Annotated in this window: 14 protein-coding genes; 6 read left to right on the forward strand and 8 right to left on the reverse strand. The window is 64.7% G+C overall.

Annotated features, from left to right (window positions below; translation table 11 throughout):
- The first annotated feature begins 31 nt into the window (after nt 1-31).
- The 3 genes from GC146_RS13675 (at nt 32) to GC146_RS13685 (ending at nt 2,391) form a co-directional block, all read left to right on the forward strand.
- Nucleotides 32-331 carry a virulence factor gene (locus tag GC146_RS13675; RefSeq protein WP_291839703.1) on the forward strand — a complete coding sequence of 100 codons (300 nt, stop codon included), beginning with the start codon at nt 32-34 and terminating at the stop codon, nt 329-331.
- Between the two features lie 74 nt (nt 332-405).
- Nucleotides 406-1,317 (forward strand): methylenetetrahydrofolate reductase, encoded by a 912-nt coding sequence (locus tag GC146_RS13680; RefSeq protein WP_291840734.1) that lies wholly within the window; start codon nt 406-408, stop codon nt 1,315-1,317.
- A 9-nt stretch (nt 1,318-1,326) separates the two neighbouring features.
- Nucleotides 1,327-2,391 (forward strand): methyltetrahydrofolate cobalamin methyltransferase, encoded by a 1,065-nt coding sequence (locus GC146_RS13685; RefSeq protein ID WP_291839705.1) that lies wholly within the window; start codon nt 1,327-1,329, stop codon nt 2,389-2,391.
- Here GC146_RS13685 and GC146_RS13690 read toward each other — a convergent pair.
- The 7 genes from GC146_RS13690 to GC146_RS13720 form a co-directional block, all read right to left on the reverse strand.
- Nucleotides 2,388-3,140 (reverse strand): HpcH/HpaI aldolase/citrate lyase family protein, encoded by a 753-nt coding sequence (locus GC146_RS13690; protein ID WP_291839708.1) that lies wholly within the window; start codon nt 3,138-3,140, stop codon nt 2,388-2,390. The genes GC146_RS13685 and GC146_RS13690 overlap by 4 nt on opposite strands.
- A gap of 22 nt (nt 3,141-3,162) precedes the next feature.
- A complete protein-coding gene (locus tag GC146_RS13695; protein ID WP_291839711.1) occupies nt 3,163-4,539 on the reverse strand; it encodes a sulfatase in 1,377 nt (458 codons plus the stop codon).
- A 38-nt stretch (nt 4,540-4,577) separates the two neighbouring features.
- Nucleotides 4,578-5,669, reverse strand: coding sequence for a sn-glycerol-3-phosphate ABC transporter ATP-binding protein UgpC (gene ugpC, locus GC146_RS13700; RefSeq protein ID WP_291839714.1), 1,092 nt, complete (start codon nt 5,667-5,669; stop codon nt 4,578-4,580).
- Nucleotides 5,670-5,681: 12 nt separating this feature from the next.
- Complete coding sequence (locus tag GC146_RS13705) at nt 5,682-7,307, reverse strand: alpha-glucosidase (protein WP_291839717.1); 1,626 nt, start codon at nt 7,305-7,307, stop codon at nt 5,682-5,684.
- A gap of 3 nt (nt 7,308-7,310) precedes the next feature.
- Nucleotides 7,311-8,456, reverse strand: a complete 1,146-nt coding sequence (locus GC146_RS13710; protein WP_291839720.1) for a carbohydrate ABC transporter permease — start codon at nt 8,454-8,456, stop codon at nt 7,311-7,313.
- A complete protein-coding gene (locus GC146_RS13715) occupies nt 8,456-9,694 on the reverse strand; it encodes a sugar ABC transporter permease (protein WP_291839723.1) in 1,239 nt (412 codons plus the stop codon). The genes GC146_RS13710 and GC146_RS13715 overlap by 1 nt, the downstream gene beginning before the upstream one ends.
- A 93-nt stretch (nt 9,695-9,787) precedes the next feature.
- Nucleotides 9,788-11,146: an ABC transporter substrate-binding protein gene (locus tag GC146_RS13720; RefSeq protein WP_291839725.1), complete on the reverse strand. Its 1,359-nt coding sequence runs from the start codon at nt 11,144-11,146 to the stop codon at nt 9,788-9,790.
- A 256-nt stretch (nt 11,147-11,402) separates the two neighbouring features.
- Here GC146_RS13720 and GC146_RS13725 point away from each other — a divergent pair, with 256 nt between their 5' ends.
- The 3 genes from GC146_RS13725 to GC146_RS13735 are packed head-to-tail and all read left to right on the forward strand — an operon-like array spanning nt 11,403 to nt 14,778.
- Entirely contained in the window at nt 11,403-12,458 is a 1,056-nt protein-coding gene (locus tag GC146_RS13725) for a substrate-binding domain-containing protein (RefSeq protein WP_291839727.1), read from the forward strand.
- A gap of 6 nt (nt 12,459-12,464) precedes the next feature.
- Complete coding sequence (locus GC146_RS13730; protein WP_291839730.1) at nt 12,465-13,790, forward strand: GH1 family beta-glucosidase; 1,326 nt, start codon at nt 12,465-12,467, stop codon at nt 13,788-13,790.
- Nucleotides 13,791-13,803: 13 nt separating this feature from the next.
- Entirely contained in the window at nt 13,804-14,778 is a 975-nt protein-coding gene (locus tag GC146_RS13735; protein WP_291839735.1) for an ROK family protein, read from the forward strand.
- A 67-nt stretch (nt 14,779-14,845) separates the two neighbouring features.
- Here the strand turns inward: GC146_RS13735 and GC146_RS13740 are convergent, their stop codons facing one another.
- A complete protein-coding gene (locus tag GC146_RS13740) occupies nt 14,846-17,356 on the reverse strand; it encodes an ATP-binding protein (protein WP_291840737.1) in 2,511 nt (836 codons plus the stop codon).
- Nucleotides 17,357-17,489: the final 133 nt, after the last annotated feature.

A 17,489-nucleotide genomic window follows, 5' to 3' on the forward strand; every position in this document is an offset into this window, starting at 1 on the left:
GCCCAGAGCGACCCGAGAAAGCGAATCGATCATGCCCGAGGTTACCATCGTTTATTGGCGCGACATCCCCGCGCAGGTCATCGTCGGCAAGGGCCGGCGGGGGGTGAAGGCGCCGCTGCCCGAACGTTTCGAGCAGGCGATCGACCGTGCCGCGATGAAATCGGGCGCGGCGGGCACCGATGACTACCTCGCCGAATGGCGCAAGGCGCGCCCGGTCGAGGTGGAAGGCGACAGCGATGCCGCCGTGGCCGCGGCAGAGGTCGCGCGCCTTGATGCCACCTATACGCCCGAGCGCCTGCGGGAGCTCATCGCCAATGAAGGCCGCGCGTGAGCACGCCGCGCGGCCCCTCACGTCCCCCCATTCCCGCCCGCATCAAGGAGGCTGTCGTGTCCCTGCTCCCGTTCATGAAGAAGAAAGAGGCCGCCGTCCCCACGGATGGTGCCAGCAACGCGCTTGAGGCCTTTCTGAAGGGCTTCTCCATCGAGGTGATGCCGCGCACCGCCGAAAAGGTGGAAAGCTTCCGTGCGATCCTGCCGCAAGAGACACGCGTCTACATCGCCCATATCGAAGGCACGCCGATCGAGGACATGGTGGCGACCGCGAAACGGCTGGCCGGTGAAGGCTTTGCCGTGATGCCGCACTTCCCGGCGCGGATCATCGCCAACAAGGCGACGCTGGCCGACTGGATCGCACGCTATCGGGGCGAGGCCGGGGTTGACCAGGCGCTGCTACTGGCAGGCGGCGTCTCGGCCCCGGTGGGCGATTTCCATGCTTCGATGCAGCTGATGGAAACGGGCCTTTTCGGCGATTTCAAACGTCTGCACGTCGCAGGCCACCCCGAGGGCAACCGCGACATCGACCCCGACGGGTCTGACCGCAATGTCATGGACGCACTGCGCTGGAAGCAGAAGTTCAGCGAAACGACGGATGCGCAGATGGCGCTTGCGACGCAGTTCTGCTTCGAGGCCGGTCCGGTCATCGCCTGGGCCAACGCGCTGCGCGATGCGGGCATCCATCTGCCGATCCATATTGGCGTGGCCGGCCCCGCGAAACTTCAGACGTTGATCAAGTTCGCCATAGCCTGCGGTGTCGGCCCCTCGCTGAAGGTGCTGCAGAAACGCGCGATGGATGTCACCAAGCTTTTGATGCCCTACGAGCCCAACGAATTTGTCGGCGCACTGGCTGCCTACAAGGCCGCGAACCCGGATTTCGGGATCGAGCGGGTGCACTTCTTCCCGTTGGGCGGTATCAAGACCAATGCCACATGGATCACTGGAAACGGCGGCGCCTCGGGCGTTCCCGCCGCGCAAGAATAAGGACTTCACATGACCCGCACTATCGTCGAATCCGCCACCAAGACCGCGATCATCGGTTTCGACCAGCCGTTCTGCGTGATCGGAGAGCGCATCAACCCCACCGGCCGCAAGAAGCTCGCCGCCGAGCTTGAGGCCGGCAATTTCGACACCGTGCTGGCCGATGCCCGCGCGCAGGTCGCCGCCGGGGCAACGATGCTCGACATCAACTCGGGTGCGGTCTTTTCCAACAAGATGGCCGAAGACCCGCGCTATGCCGACAACAACTTTGTCGAGCCGCCCTTGATGAAGGAACTGGTCGAGCGGGTGCAGGAGATCGTCGACGTGCCGCTGTGCATCGACAGCTCGGTTCCCGCCGCGCTCGAGGCCGGGCTGGCCGCGGCCAAGGGCCGGCCGCTGCTGAACTCGGTCACCGGCGAGGAGGAACGGCTGGAACGCGTGCTGCCGCTGGTCAAGAAATACAACGTGCCGGTCGTCGCGATCTCGAACGACGACACCGGCATTTCCGAAGACCCCGAGGTGCGGTTCGCCGTGGCCAAGAAGATCGTCCAGCGCGCGGCCGATTTCGGCATCCCGGCGCATGACATCGTGGTCGACCCGCTGGTGATGCCGATCGGCGCGATGGGCACGGCGGGGCTGCAGGTCTTCACCCTGGTCCGCCGCCTGCGCGAAGAACTGGGCGTCAACACCACCTGCGGCGCGTCCAACATCAGCTTCGGCCTGCCCAACCGCCACGGCATCAACAACGCCTTCCTGCCGATGGCGATGGTCGCAGGCATGACCAGCGCGATCATGAACCCCATCGCCCTGCCGGTGCCGGCCAGCAAGATCGCCGAGAAGCGGGCCGAGGTGGAGGCCGCCGGAGTGGTCCTGCCTGAAATGGATGACGAGGCGTTTTGCAAGCTCTTCGGCCTTGGCTCCACCCGCCCCGTTGCAGGCAAGGAAATGGAGGCGATCCGCGCCGCCAACTTCCTGACCAACAACGACCCGTCGGGCGGCGAGTGGATCAAGTTCAACCGCGCACCTGTCGCTGCTGGTGAAGGCCGGGCGCGGACCGGGCGACGCGCGCGCGGCTAGGCTTTCGCCAGCCGCCGCAGTGCCGAGGCCAGCAGCAGGCTGTCGCTGGCCACGCCGATGAAGGCAACGCCGCGCGCAGACCAGTGCGCGGCCTCGCCTTCGGCAAGGGCGATGATGCCCGAGGGCTTGCCCGCCGCGGCGATGCGGGCCAGCGCATGGTCGATCGCCGCGCGCACCTCCGGGTGTCCGGGATCGTCTGGGTGGCCCATGTCGGCGGCGAGGTCCGCCGGGCCGATAAAGATGCAGTCCACCCCTTCGGTCGTGGCGATGGCGTCGATGTCGGCGATGCCCGCGGCGCTTTCCACCTGCACGATCAGCGCGACACCGTCATTGGCGCGGGCCACGTATTCGGCCTGCCCGCCATAGCCCGAGGCGCGGGCCAGCGCCGCGCCCATGCCGCGGATACCCTGCGGCGGATAGCGCATGGCCGCGACGGCATCACGCGCGCCCTCGCCCGACTGGATCATCGGCACCATTACCGTCTGCGCGCCAAGGTCCAGCACCTGCTTGATGATCCACGCCTCTGCCACGGGCACCCGCACCACGGCCTGCGCGGGCGTGCCTGCCAGCGCTTGCAACTGCGCCTGGATGGTCGTCAGCGTATTGGGCCCGTGTTCGCCGTCGATCAGGCACCAGTCGAACCCGGCCAGCCCGGCCATTTCGGCCACGTTGGGGCTAGCAAGCGTCAGCCAGACGCCACGGGTCAAACGGCCTGCGGCCAACGCGGTTTTCAGGGAATTGGTGGGCATCGTGGGGGCCTTTCGGACAGTGTCAGTCATCGCCGCCGCCGGGATGGGCGGCCGCGCGACGAGGGGCGATGGCGGTGATATCGGCGCTCAGCTGATCGCGGTAATGCGCGGCGATGGCCTGCACGTTCTCGCCGCCCCGCACCATCAGGTTGTCATGCTCGAACGGGTCGGCGGCGCTGTCGTACAGCTCTTCGCCGCCCTCCCAGTAAACGGTGTAGCGATGCGCGGCCGAGCGCAGTGAGAAGGCCATGTTGCCCTCGCCCGGCTCTGGCCAGTCACCCCAGACCGACAGGACATGATCGCGCCCGATGCCGCCGCTGCCATCCAGCAGCGGCGACAGGTCCACACCTGACAGCCGGTGCTTGGGCGCTGCCCCGGTGCGCGCGCACAGCGTCGGGAAAATGTCGAGCAGCGAGACGGGCGTATCCTCGCGGCCTTGCCGCACACCCGGCCCGGCCATGATCAGCGGCACCCGCAGCGCGCGCTCCCAGAGCGTGAACTTGCGAAAGGCCAGCTTTTCGCCGAACTGCCAGCCGTGATCGGACCACAGCACGATCAGCGTGTTGTCGATCTGCCCGGTGGCCTCCAGCCGGTCGAGGACCTTGCCCAGCAGCGCATCGGCGTAAGAGATCGAGGCGAGGTAGGCGCGCACGAAGTCGTTGTATTCGCCGAAGCGTTGCAGGATCCAGCCCAGCCGGCGGTTGGCGAAAGTGGCGCTTTCGGGCGGCAGCCCGTCCAGTACAGACTTGTCGCCGGCGCGGAAGTTGCCGGATTTCAGGCCCGGCGGCGGATCCACGACAGGCGGATAAAGGTCGAAATACGCCAGCGGCACGATGAAGGGCAGATGCGGGCGGTAAAGGCCGAACCCCCAGAACTGATTGTCGAGTCCGGGGGCAATCTTGCGGCAGATCCAGTTGGTGTTGCGCGCGTCGAAATCGCCCTGCTGGTCCGGCACCGCGCCAAAATCGCTGCCCATCGGCAGGGCGTTCTCGCGCACCGCGCGGCTGATCCGGTTGAACCGCTTGTGATGGATGTCGCCGGCATAGGCGTCCCAGTCTTCCGGGTCATAGCCGCGGACATCGAGGTGAAAGATCTTGCCCGCCCCAACCGTATGATAGCCCGCATCGCGCATCACGCCGGGCAACGACAAACGCTGGCCTTTGGGATAGGCATCAGGCCATTTCTCGGCGTTGGAATAAACGCCCGTCTCCCACGGTGCCTGCCCGAAAAGCGTGGCGGTGCGCGAGGGTGAGCAGGCCGGCACGGCGGCATAGGCCTGGGTGAACACCAGCCCCCGCGCCGCCAGCCGCGCGATGTTGGGCGTCTGGACCTGCGGGTGGCCGCCCAGCGGTTCGACCCAGTCGTTAAGATCCTCGATCGACGCGAAAAGGATGTTCATGCCGCCACCCTAGCCAAGGGCCGGGCGGCGGCAAGCGTCTAGCGATACCAGAGGGACCGGCCGTTCATGAAGACCTGCACCTTCTTGGGGTCGGCCGTCAGTTTCACGGTGGTGCCCCGGACGTCCTGATGGATGCCGGGCAGCTTGGCCAGCACCGGGCTGGAATCGCCCACCATCTCGAAATAAAGGATCGTGACCTCGCCGAGCGCCTCGGTGAAATCAACCTTGCCTTCGTAGATGAAGCCGTCGCCCTGCGCCGCCACCATGTCCTCGGGCCGCACGCCCACGTTGACGCGCGCGCCCTTGTCGGAGGCCTGCGTCGCCACCGCCGACACTGCCATGCCGCCGCCATCAAGCTTGACCTTGGTCTCGGCGCCGGTCTCGACGATCTCGCCGGGCAGCAGGTTCATCGCGGGGCTGCCGATGAACTGGGCGACAAATTCGTTCTCGGGCCGCTCGTAAAGCTCCAACGGCGTGCCCACCTGCGCGATGCCCTTGTTGGCCAGCACCACGATGCGGGTGGCCAGCGTCATCGCCTCGACCTGGTCATGGGTGACGTAGATCATCGTGGAATCGGGCATCGATTCCTTGAGCTGCGCAATCTCGATCCGGGTCGCCACACGCAGCGCGGCATCGAGGTTCGACAGCGGTTCGTCGAAAAGATAGACCTTGGGATCGCGCACGATCGACCGGCCGATCGCCACCCGCTGCCGCTGCCCGCCCGACAGCGCCTTGGGCAGACGTTCGAGATAGGGTTCAAGCTGCAGGATGCGCGAGGCCTTGGCGACGGCCTCTTCGATTTCCTCGGGCGACTTCTTGGCGAGCTTCAGCGCGAAAGACATGTTCTCGCGCACTGTCATGTGCGGGTAAAGCGCGTAGGACTGGAACACCATCGCGATGCCGCGCTGCGCGGGCGGCACATCGTTGACGACGGTGCCGTCGATTTCCAGCGTGCCACCGGTGATCTTCTCCAGCCCCGCGATCATCCGCAAAAGCGTGGATTTGCCACAGCCCGAAGGCCCGACGAAGACGATCAACTCACCCTGCTGGATGTCGAGGTTGATATCCTTGAGCACATCGACGGTGCCGCCGTAGGTCTTGGCGACATTCGTCAGTTTCAATCCGGCCATGCTTCCCCTCCCTCAGTTCCGTTTCAGCGCGAGGCAGACCTGCCACGGCCCCAAATTCAGTTGTCCGTCCTCGGGAACCTGCGCGCTGCCCAGTTCTGCCCCGATCGAGAGCCAGTCCCCCGCGAGCATGTGAAACTCCGACGGCGTGTCGGAGACGTTAAAGGCACACAGGATCGTTTCGTCCGCGTGGTGGCGGGTGAAATATATCACATCGCCCTCGGCCTTTAGCCCGTCATGACTGCCTTCCTTCAATGCTGCATGGACATGGCGAAAGCCGATCGCCTTGCGGTAGTGATGCAACATCGCGCCGGGATCGGCCTCTTCGGCAGAAACGGCAAGGCGCAGATGCTCGGACGAGACGGGCAGCCACGGACGCCCATTGGAAAACCCGCCGTTAAGGTTGTCCTGTTCCCAGACCATCGGCGTGCGGCAGCCGTCGCGGCCCTTGTATTCGGGCCAGAACTCGATCCCGTAGGGGTCTTGCAGATCCTCGAAGGCGACATCGGCCTCTGGCAGACCCAGCTCTTCGCCTTGGTAAAGACAGACCGACCCGCGCAGGCACATGATAAGCGTGCAGAACATCCGCTGCGCGGCAGGGCTGAGATGCCAGCGCGTCGTGTGGCGCATTACGTCGTGGTTGGAGAACGCCCAGCAGGGCCAACCCTCGGACGCGACGCGATCAACCTCGGCCATCACGTCGACGATGCGCTGGGGTGTTGGCTGGGTCGGGGACAGGAATTCGAAGGCGTAGCACATCTGCATCTTGTCGCCGCCCGAGGTATATTCCCCCATGATTTCCAGACCGCGCTGAGCATCGCCCACCTCACCCACGGCGGCAGCGCCGAAGGGCTCCATCTCTGCGCGGAATTTCTTCAGAAATTCAAGATTTTCCGGCTGGTTCTTGTCGTAGATGTGCAACTGGTGGTTATAGGGGTTGACCGAGGGCGCGATTGTGGCATTCCGCGCCTCGGGTGACAGTGGAGGATTGTCGCGCAACTCCTTGTCGGCAATGTAGAAGTTGATGGTATCAAGACGGAAACCGTCAACGCCCCGCGACAGCCAGAACCGCTCTACCTCCAGCAGGGCCTCCTGCACGGCAGGCTGGTGGAAGTTCAGGTCGGGCTGCGAGGTCAGGAAATTGTGCAGGTAATACTGCTGGCGCCGGCTGTCCCATTGCCAGGCTGAGCCGCCAAAGATCGACAGCCAGTTGTTGGGTGGCGTGCCATCCGGCTTGGGGTCGGACCAGACATACCAGTCGGCCTTGGGGTTGTCGCGGCTGGCGCGGCTTTCCTTGAACCACGGGTGCTGGTCAGAGGTGTGGCTGAGGACAAGATCAATCATCACCCGCACGCCAAGGCTGTGCGCCGTCTCGACCACCGCGTCGAAATCGGCCAGCGTGCCGAACATCGGATCGACGTCGCAATAATCGCTGACGTCATAGCCGAAATCCTTCATCGGCGAGGTGAAGAAGGGGCTGATCCAGATTGCATCAACGCCAAGCGAGGCGATGTAAGGCAGCCGACGAACGATGCCCAGCAAATCGCCGATGCCGTCGCCGTTGCTGTCTTGGTAGCTGCGCGGATAGATCTGGTAGATGACCGCGCCGCGCCACCAATCCTTGTTCATCTGGATAGTCATGTCTTACTTCACCGATCCGGCCAGCAGGCCGCGCACGAGGTATTTCTGCATCGCGAAGAACACCATCAGCGGCACCGCGATGCTGACGAACGCGGCCGTGGCAAGAATTTCCCAGTTGCCGCCGCGGGTGCCCAGCAGCTCGACGATCTGGTTGGTCATGACCGTGGTCTGACCCGTCGAGTCGATGAGGAACACCTTGGCCACCAGCAGGTCGTTCCAGGTCCACAGAAACTGGAAGATCGCGAAAGAGGCCAGCGCCGGGAAGGACAGCGGCAGGATGATCTTGGTGAAGATCTGGAAATCCGTCGCGCCATCCACCTTGGCGTTCTCGATGATGTCACGCGGCAGGCCGACCATGTAGTTCCTGAGCAGGTAGATCGCCAACGGCAGGCCGAACCCGGTATGGGCCAGCCAGACGCCTAGGTAGCCCTTGCCGATGCCCACCGCGAGGTGGAAGCGCAAGAGCGGGATCAGCGCCAGCTGCAGCGGCACGACCAAAAGGCCCACGATGGCCGCGATCAACAGTGCACGGCCCCTGAAATCCATCCAGGCCAGCGCATAGGCAGCAAAGGCCGCGACCACGATGGGAATGATCGTGGCGGGAATCGTGACCGTCAGCGTGTTGAAGAACGCCTTGAGCATGCTGTCGGTGGCGTTGCCCGAGAAAAGCACCGTGTTGTAGTTGCCAAGGGTGAATTCCGGTGGCGTCGTCGCCGTGACGAAAGTGCGCTGACCACGGCCCGACATCTGGTCTGTGCTGGTCAGATGGTATTTCCCGTCTGCTTGAACGGTCAGCTTGGCGCCATTGTTCAACTCGGCCGTTTCGCCCGGTTTGTAGGCGTCAATAGCGCGCGACGAGATACCCCAATGCGAGATCTTGCCACCCTTCTGCCCGTTGAAGAGATCGCCGTCGAGAACATATAGCCCGTCCTTGAGAACCGCCTTGTCCAGTTCATCGGTGCGCAGCGTCAGGTTCTGTTCCTGCGGAAACAACGATTGCCACCAGCCAGAGCCGGAAATCTGGTCAGCCGTGCGGAAAGACGACACGAACAGGCCCACCGTCGGGAAAAGCCATACAAGAACAAGGACAAGAACCGAAAGGTTGACGGCCCAGCCAAGGCTCGACTTGCTGCCAGCGATATTGTCCATCAGCGCATCTCCTTGCGGGCGTTGTAGACGTTCCAGGCGAGGATCGGGGTGACCAGCACCATGATCACCATCGCGCTGGCCGAGCCGACGCCCACGTCATTGGCCCGGAACAGCTTGTCGAACATGTAGTTCGCCAGAACCTGCGTATTCCACTGGCCGTTGGTCATGGCAAAGACGATGTCGAAGACCTTCAGCACGACCAGCGTGATCGTCGTCCAGACCACCACGATGGTGCCAAGGATCTGCGGCACCTTGATCGAGAAGAAGATCTGCAGCGGGTTGGCTCCGTCGACGATCGCCGCCTCGATGGTTTCCTCGGGGATGCCGCGCAGGGCGGCCGAAAGGATGACCATCGCAAAACCGGTCTGAATCCAGATCAGCACGACCATCAGGAAGAAGTTGTTCCAGAACGGGATCGTCAGCCAGTTGCCCGGCTCGCCATAGGGAAACTTGAAGGAGAAGATGGCCACCGCGTTGCTCAGCGACAGCCAGACGAACCAAGCCGCCACCAGCGCCGCCAGCACCCGCAGCGGTGCGACCAGCGGCGGCACCTTGCGCTCGCCCCGCCGCAGCCAGGGCCGCAGCATGAGCCAGCCGATATAGGCGACGATAGCCGCAAAGCCGACCAGGATGATCGCCGGCAACAGCTTGAGAAACAGGAACGATCCCCAGCCGCCGTGGAACTCCAGCCAGACCGCGTTCAGCACACCGATCTGGTTGGTGCCGACGGGGCGAGTGTCATAAACCAGCTTGAAGATGACCGAGGCGCCGACGAAGGAAATCGCCATCGGCATGAAGATCAACGACTTGGCCAGTTGACCCCAGCGGATGCGGTCAGTCAGCTGCGCCGCCAGCAGGCCGAATCCCGTGGCCGAGGCGGGCACGACGATCAGCCAGAGCATGTTGTTGCTCAGCGCCTCCCAGAACTTCGGCTCGCCGAACATCCTCTGGTAATTGGCAAGGCCCACGAAGCGGTAGCCGCCCGGCACCTGCTCGCTCAGCGACAGGCGCAGTGTCTCGACCACCGGATAGGCAAGGTAGAGGCCAAGCGCGCAGATCGCTGGAAGCAGGAAAAGCCAAGGACGGACAAGGTTGGCGCGGTTGATATTGCGCCCGGCATGTTCCCCTTTCGCGGGGAAGATCACCTTGTCCAGAACGACGTTGGAGAAGTAGAAATATCCGAGGCATCCACCGACGCCGACGATGATAGTGATCAGGCCCTGTAGTGCCGGATTCATGGTCCCCTCCCCCGAAAGCCATGTATTTTCGTCTGGTCAGGGTGACGCGAAAATCGCTCCGCGTCACCCCATGTCGTTCAGGAAAGTGCCTGATTACTTGATGGCGTCCCAGGCCGCCTGGATCGCATCGGCAACGTCCTTGGCCGATTTGCCGCCGACATAGTCGACCATGCCGGTCCAGAACGCGCCCGCACCAATCGCACCCGGCATCAGGTCGGAACCGTCAAACCGGAAGGTGGTGGCCTGCAGCAGGATGTCGTTCATCTTGCGCAGCGTCGGGTCCGAGAACAGTTCCGGATTGACCGCCTTGTAGGGGGTCAGGAAGCCTTTTTCGGCCATCCAGATCTCGTGCGCGATCGGGGTTTCAAGCCAGGCGATGAACGCCTCGGCCGCCGGGCTGTCCTTGGTGATCGACCAGACGGTGCCTGCACCCAGAACCGGCTTGCCAAGATCCTTCGAGGCATAGGCGGGGAAGTAGAAGAAATCCACGTCCGTGCCCACCTGTGTGCCCTCGGGGAAGAAGGCCGGGATGAACGAGGCCTGACGGTGCATCATGCACTGCGGCGGCGACGAGAACAGGCCCTTGGGGCTGTCGCGGAAGTCGGTCGTGGCCACAGCGGCCGAACCGCCGGCAACATAGGCGTCGTTCTTGGCGAACCAACCAAACTCCTGAATCGCGCCGATGACCTTCGGATCGTTGAAGGGCAGCGTGTTCTTGACCCACGCGTCATAGTCCTGCGGCGACTGCGTGCGCAGCATGAAGTCCTCGACCCAGTCGGTCGCGGGCCAGCCGGTCGCAGCACCCGAACCCAGGCCGATACACCACGGCGTGTCGCCGTTGGCTGCCATCTTCTCGGTCAGCGCCTTGAGATCTTCCATCGTCTTGGGCACTTCATAGCCCGCGTCGGCGAAGTTCTCGGGCACGTACCAGACCAGCGATTTCACGTCGACCTTGTAGAAGAACCCGTAAAGGTGGTTCTGGCCGTCGGCGCCCTGCGCGGTCCCGAGGTCAACCCAGGACTGGCCGGCCGCGTAGTTGTTCTTGACCCAATCGGCGGTGCCGTCGGGCAGCGGGGTCAGGTAGCCCAGCTTGGCGAGGTCGCCCATCAGGCCCGGCTGCGGGAAGGCCGCGAGGTTGGGGGCCGAACCGGCCTGCGTGTCGATGCGGATCTGCTGTTCGAAGCTGTCGGAGCCCACGTAGGACACCTTGGCGCCGGTGGCCGCCTCGAAGTAGTTCAGCATGTTCTGAACGTTTTCCTGGTCCGGGCCAAGCCACGGGCCAAGGATCGTGACTTCCTGACCCGACAGGTCATGTGCCGCCTTGAACGCGTTGTAGCTGTCCCAGTTAAACGCCCCCTCGCCAATGGGGAATTTCAGTGCGGTGGGATCGGCGTGCGCCGTTCCGGCCACCATCGCGACCGCCGCCACTGAGGCAAACAGTGTCTTCTTCATGGAATATCCTCCCTTGCGCGCGTCGCCGCGCGGAACAAACCCTTGCTGCGCCTTGGGGACCCGCCTCAAAGCGCTTTGGAGAGCCTTTAGCCTCGCCCATCATCACGCGCGTGTCAATCGCCTCGCGGCAAGCATGAGAAAAATATGAGTATTTCGCATCTGCAGCATTCTTGACTGCCGACGAAGGCTTTGACGCTTTGGCCGACTACGGCTAGGCTCAATGGGAATTTGAAAGCGCTTTGGACCCGTTGAAGTCATGAATCTCAAGGAATTGTCCAGCAAGCTGGGGCTGAGCCAGACAACGGTCAGCCGCGCGCTCAACGGATATCCCGAGGTCAGCGAACAAACCCGCGCGCGCGTCCTGCGTGCTGCAGAGCAGCATGGATATCGCCCCAACACGCGGGCCAAGGGCCTTGCGACGGGGCAATCCATGGCCATCGGCCACGTGATTCCTGTCTCCACGCGTCACGAAATCGTCAACCCGATCTTTGGCGATTTCATTGCCGGCGCCGGCGAGGTTTATGCCCGCGCCGGCTACGAGATGGTGTTGACCGTCGTCGACGACAGCAACGAGGCGCAGGTTTATCGCGCGCTGCGTGCGCGCGCCGCTGTCGATGGCGTTGTAGTGCATTCGCCGCAGATCCGCGAACCGCGCATCGCGCTGTTGACCGATATCGGCCTTCCCTTCGTGGTGCATGGCCGGTCCAGCGACGAAACCGCAGGCTATAGCTGGGTCGATGTCGACAACCGCCGGGCCTTCGTGCGCGCCACCACGTTCCTGCTCGACCTCGGGCATCGTCGGATCGGCCTCGTCAATGGGCTTGAAACCATGGATTTCGCCCATCGGCGGCGCCGTGGCTATGAACAGGGGTTGGCCGCACGTGGCATTACCCCCGACCCCGCACTGATGCGCAGCGGCGAGATGACGGAGGCGCTGGGCTTTGAGGCGGCGCGCGATATGCTGGCGGGCCCTGCCCCGCCAACAGCCTTTCTTGCCGCCTCGATCATCAGTGCGCTGGGCATCCGACGCGCGGCCGAGGCTGCCGGACTGCGCGTCGGGCGCGACCTGTCGATCGTCACCCATGACGACGAATTGTCGTATCTGCGCAACGGTGGCGCGACGCCGATCTTCACCGCGACCCGTTCATCGGTACATACGGCCGGTCGTCTGGCCGCAGAGATGCTCTTGCAGCAGATCGGCGGCGATGTCACATCGCCCCGGCAGATCCTGCTCGAGGCGGAGCTTGTCGTCGGCGAATCGACGGGGCCGGCGCCCGCCCTTGCCAGGATGTTCGACACCGCAAAGGATTGAATGCCAATGGACCTGTCCAGATCAGACTTCCCCGAGGGATTCCTCTTCGGGGCCGCCACGGCCGCCTACCAGATCGAGGGGCATCGTTTCGGCGGTGCGGGATCGACGCACTGGGATACCTTCGCCGCCGTACCCGGCAACGTCGTGCGTGCCGAGGACGGCGCGCTGGCCTGCGATCATTACCACATGTGGGAGGCCGACCTTGACCTGCTGAAGGATGCAGGGGTTGACGCCTACCGCTTTTCCACCTCCTGGGCGCGTGTCATGCCCGAGGGGCGCGGCGCGGTGAACCAGGAAGGTCTCGATTTCTACGACCGGCTGGTCGACGGGATGCTGGCGCGCGGGCTGAAGCCGTTCCAGACGCTCTATCACTGGGAAATGCCCTCGGCGCTGGCTGATCTGGGGGGCTGGACGAACCGCGATGTCGCCGGCTGGTTCGGTGATTTCGTCGAGGTCATCACGCGCCGCATCGGTGACAGGGTCGCCGCCGTCGCCACCATCAACGAGCCGTGGTGCGTGTCGTTCCTGTCGCATTTCCTGGGCCACCACGCGCCGGGCCTGCGCGACATCCGCGCCACTGCCCGCGCGATGCATCATGTCCTTCTGGCCCATGGCGAGGCGGTGGGCCGCCTGCGCGCGCTGGGGCAGGACAACATCGGCATCGTGCTGAACTTCGATCACACCATGCCCGCCAGCGACGCGCCCGACGATGTCGCGGCGGCGGCCCGGCAAGATGCCATCTTCAATCGCTGGTTCATCGAAGGCATCGCCAAGGGCAGCTACCCGGCCGAGGCGCTGGAAGGGCTGGCCCCGCACATGCCCAAGGGATGGGAGGCCGACATGGCCACCATCTCGCGCCCGATCGACTGGCTGGGCGTGAACTACTACACCCGCCATTTCGCCGGCGCGGCGCCCGATCAGCCCTGGCCGCACCTGCGCGACGTGCCGGGTGACCTGCCCAAAACCCAGATGGGATGGGAGATCTACCCCGCGGGCCTCGAAGGGTTCCTGACCCGCATGGCGCGCGACTACGTGGGCGACATGCCGCTTTTCGTGACCGAGAACGGGATGGCATGGCCCGACGTGGTGGAAAACGGTGCGGTCTACGACCCCGAGCGCGCGGCCTTCCTCGCCGATCACCTCGGCGCCGTGCGCCGGGCGATCGCCGCCGGGGCCAACGTGAACGGGTTCTTCTACTGGTCGCTGCTGGACAATTACGAATGGGCCTTTGGCTATGAAAAGCGTTTCGGCCTTGTCCACGTCGACTTCGACAGCTTGAAACGCACGCCGAAATCATCCTATCACGAATTCGCTGCGGCGCTTGCCCGCTAGGCCGGAGGCAGCCATGTCCCACCCCTCCAACACCCTGTCGCTTGTCGCCGATATCGGCGGCACCAACACGCGCGTTGCGTTGGCCGAGGGCCGGCGCGTGATGCCCGAGACGATCCGGCGCTATCACAACGCCGATTATCCGGGGCTGGAAAGTGTGTTGCGCGCCTATGTCACCGCCGAAGACGAGGTTGACGTGGCCGCGGCCTGCGTCGCCGTGGCCGGACCGGTGCGCGACGGCCGCGCGGCGATGACCAACCTCGACTGGACGATCGACGGCGGCACGCTGACCCGGGCAACACGGGCCGAAACCGTGGCGATCCTCAACGACTTGCAGGCGCAGGGCCACGCGATCGGCCATATCGACCCTGCCCTTGTGCGCGGCATCGTCGAGGGGGCGGCCGACCCGGCCGACGACGCCTCTAAGCTGGTGATCGGGGTGGGCACCGGGTTCAACGCCGCGCCGGTTCATGACCTCGCGGCGGGGCGTTTCGTCGCTGCCTCCGAAAGCGGGCACGCGAACTTGCCGATCCGCAGCGAGGATGAATTGCGGCTGATGCGCTACCTGTCGACGGCGCATGGCTTTGCCTCGGTCGAGGACGTGCTGTCGGGCCGCGGGCTGGAGCATCTTTACGCCTGGCTGGGGATCGAGGCCGACGACCCGCGCGAGGCCTCGGCGCAGGCGATCATGCAGGGCTGCGCGGACGAAAGCGATCCGCGCGCGCTGGAGGCCGCGCAGATTTTCGCGCGGATGCTGGGCACGGTCGCGGGGAACCTTGCGCTGATCCACCTGCCCTTCGGCGGCGTCTACCTCGTGGGCGGGGTCTCGCGCGCCTTCGCGCCCTACCTTGCCCGCTTCGGCTTTGCCGAGGCGTTCCGCGACAAGGGGCGTTTCGCGGGATTCATGGGCAATTTCGCGGTCAGCGTGGTCGAGGATGATTACGCCGCCCTGACCGGATCGGCAGCCTATCTCGCCGGTTTGCAGGGCTGATCATCCCGCCGCCGGAACGCGATTTTGTTGGATATCGGACCGGCGTCTTCGCGGCCTGATCGGTGCCTTACCCTGCGCCGGCGCTGTCCTGATTGCCATCATCGGGGCGCGCGGTCTCGGTCGCACGCAGATGGTCGCGAACGGCTGCCATGACCTGGCTGGCCTCGGCGGCAGCGCGGGCCACCCCGTCGCCGGGTCCCACGCCGACCGATGGCGGCAAGGCCAGCGCAGGCTGGCCATTTGCGACGGACTGAATCGGGCGGGGAAGCGCCGTTTCCATTTCTTCGCCATTAACAGCTGTCGCCATGGCGACGGTTGCATCGGGCCCGGCATCGTCCAACTGCGCCTGAACCGTTGCGGTCAGATCGCGCAGGGAAAACGGCTTGGGCAGAAAGACAGAGTTCGGGATTTGCGCCTGATGCTCGCCAAAGGCATCCTCGGCATAGCCCGAAACGAAGACCACCCGCGTTTCAGGCCGCGCGTGCAGGGCCTCGCGCACCCAGGTCGGTCCGTCCTTGCCGGGCATGATCACATCGGTGACGAAGATGTCGACGACAAGCTCTGGATCGGACAGCAGCGCCAGCGCCGCCTCGGCACTGTCGGCCTCCAGCACGGTATAGCCGCGAAGGCGCAATGCCCGGCTGGCAAAGGCCCGCACGGGCGCTTCATCTTCAACCAGCAGCACGACGCCAGAGACAGGCCCGCTGGCACGCGGCGGCGCCGGACGGACGGGTGCCGGGACCTCCGTCAGGGGCAGCTTGTCATAGCTGGGCAAGTAAAGGGTAAAGACGGTACCAATCCCCACCTCGCTGTCGACGAAGATGAAGCCACCGGTCTGCTTGACGATGCCATAGGCGGTTGACAGACCAAGGCCCGTCCCCTCGCCCGTGCGCTTGGTGGTGTAGAATGGCTCGAATATCTTGCCAACCTTCTCGGGGGCGATGCCATGCCCCTCGTCGATAACCTTGACGAGGACGTAGTGGCCGGCAGGCAGGGTCGCGCGGTCACGTTCAACCGGAGAGGCCAAGGTGAGGTTCTCGGTTTCGACGCGAATTTCGCCGCCCGCGGGCATCGCATCGCGCGCGTTGACCACGAGGTTCATGATCACCTGTTCCAGTTGCCGCTTGTCGGCGCGGATCGCCTGCAACTCGGGATCGTGGTTAAGCGTCAGCTTGACCTTCTCACCGACGAGGCGATTGAGCAGGTGGGTCAGGTCGGCCAGCGTGTCACGCAGATCGATGATCTCGGGGCGCAGATTCTGCTTGCGCGAAAAGGCCAGAAGCTGGCCGACGAGGCTGGCGGCGCGGTTGGCGTTCTGGTGAATCTGCTGCAGGTCGCCATAGTCGCCGTCGCCCTGGTCATGGCGCAGCAACAGCAGGTCACAATGCCCCGAGATCGCCGTCAGCAGGTTGTTGAAATCATGCGCGATGCCACCGGCAAGCTGGCCAATCGCCTGCATCTTCTGGCTTTGCACGAACTGCGCTTCCAGCGATTTCAGCTCTGTCACGTCGTTGAGTACGGCGATCAGTGCCGGTCCGGTGGCATGGCCCGCGATGCTGAGGGAGACCTGCACGAAGATGTCCTGATCGTTGCCACGGCCGCAGAGGAATTGCGGGGCCGCGCTGCCACGGCCGCTGGCCACGTCCTGCAGCCAGTCGACGATCGGCCGTCCCAGCCCTTCCAGCAGGTCCGACAGGCGGGTGCCCGCATCCATCGGTGCGCGCAACAACAGCCGCGCCTCGCGGTTGGAGGCCAACACCTCGCCGCTTGGCGCGATCTTCAGCAGCGGGACCGGCAGATCCTCGATCGCGTCCCAGTCCGCGCTGAGCGGCGTGGCGCTGGCACTGGCCGAGGGCAGAAGGTAGATTTCCTTGCGCCCGCCCGCCCCCGCCACCACCGCAACAAGGCTGCGAACCGGGCCGTTGACCGTATCAATCTGGTGCACCCGGCCCGAGGCGAGCGGCAGGTCGCGCACCACCCGGTCAAGCGATTTCGCCCGCTCGCCCAGCAAACGCAGGCAGGCCGCGTTCATGTAAAGGATCGTGCCGGAGGGCCCGGCGGTCAGCATCGGCAGGCTAAGCCGGTCGGCCGGGCGGCCGTCGACCCGCTCGCCCATGTCCTCGATCCGCCAAAGCAGTTGTGACGGGCCGACCTGATGAACGGCAATACGCAAATGCCCGCGCCGGGTGGCAATATCCTCGCGGGTGCTGCCCACGGCCATCACCCGGTTCTGCAGGCGAAACAGGATCGAGGCGGGGTTTGCAAAGATGTCACGAAACGCCTCGGCCAGCGTATCGTCTGCCGGGTCATCGGGCGCAGGGCCCGCGGCGGGATTGCGATAGGCAATGCGCCCGTCCAGATCGGCGATGTAACTGGGCATCGGTTCTTGCGCGACGAATCCGGCAACCGCGCTCAGCATGTGGCCTTGCGCACGCCGCGCGGCCAGTTGCCGCAGCAGCGTGAAGATGCCCACCAGAAGGAAGATGGCGCCGCCGATCTCGGCACCCAGCCGTTGGCGGGGATCGGCCAACCACTGTGCGACAGCGACGACAGCCACGCCCAGCACGAGGATCAGCATCACCTGCTGACCCGCGCGCGGCAGGCGCGTCCCCTTCGGCCCGGACGATATAAGTCCCGCCGCCACCGGCCCCTCCGTCGTTGCGTTGCGGCAGCCTAGCCCGGCAAGCGTTAACGTTCGGTTAAGTCTCGGC

This window comes from Limimaricola sp., from assembly GCF_016125575.1.
GTDB lineage: Bacteria > Pseudomonadota > Alphaproteobacteria > Rhodobacterales > Rhodobacteraceae > WGLM01.

Excerpts from the sequence above, each read along its gene's own strand:
- GC146_RS13675 (WP_291839703.1), top strand. The coding sequence starts at position 32 with ATGCCCGAGGTTACCATCGTTTATTGGCGCGACATCCCCGCGCAGGTC.
- GC146_RS13680 (WP_291840734.1), top strand. The coding sequence starts at position 406 with ATGAAGAAGAAAGAGGCCGCCGTCCCCACGGATGGTGCCAGCAACGCG.
- GC146_RS13685 (WP_291839705.1), top strand. The coding sequence starts at position 1,327 with ATGACCCGCACTATCGTCGAATCCGCCACCAAGACCGCGATCATCGGT.
- GC146_RS13690 (WP_291839708.1), bottom strand. The coding sequence starts at position 3,140 with ATGCCCACCAATTCCCTGAAAACCGCGTTGGCCGCAGGCCGTTTGACC.
- GC146_RS13695 (WP_291839711.1), bottom strand. The coding sequence starts at position 4,539 with ATGAACATCCTTTTCGCGTCGATCGAGGATCTTAACGACTGGGTCGAA.
- ugpC (WP_291839714.1), bottom strand. The coding sequence starts at position 5,669 with ATGGCCGGATTGAAACTGACGAATGTCGCCAAGACCTACGGCGGCACC.
- GC146_RS13705 (WP_291839717.1), bottom strand. The coding sequence starts at position 7,307 with ATGACTATCCAGATGAACAAGGATTGGTGGCGCGGCGCGGTCATCTAC.
- GC146_RS13710 (WP_291839720.1), bottom strand. The coding sequence starts at position 8,456 with ATGGACAATATCGCTGGCAGCAAGTCGAGCCTTGGCTGGGCCGTCAAC.
- GC146_RS13715 (WP_291839723.1), bottom strand. The coding sequence starts at position 9,694 with ATGAATCCGGCACTACAGGGCCTGATCACTATCATCGTCGGCGTCGGT.
- GC146_RS13720 (WP_291839725.1), bottom strand. The coding sequence starts at position 11,146 with ATGAAGAAGACACTGTTTGCCTCAGTGGCGGCGGTCGCGATGGTGGCC.
- GC146_RS13725 (WP_291839727.1), top strand. The coding sequence starts at position 11,403 with ATGAATCTCAAGGAATTGTCCAGCAAGCTGGGGCTGAGCCAGACAACG.
- GC146_RS13730 (WP_291839730.1), top strand. The coding sequence starts at position 12,465 with ATGGACCTGTCCAGATCAGACTTCCCCGAGGGATTCCTCTTCGGGGCC.
- GC146_RS13735 (WP_291839735.1), top strand. The coding sequence starts at position 13,804 with ATGTCCCACCCCTCCAACACCCTGTCGCTTGTCGCCGATATCGGCGGC.
- GC146_RS13740 (WP_291840737.1), bottom strand. The coding sequence starts at position 17,356 with ATGCTGATCCTCGTGCTGGGCGTGGCTGTCGTCGCTGTCGCACAGTGG.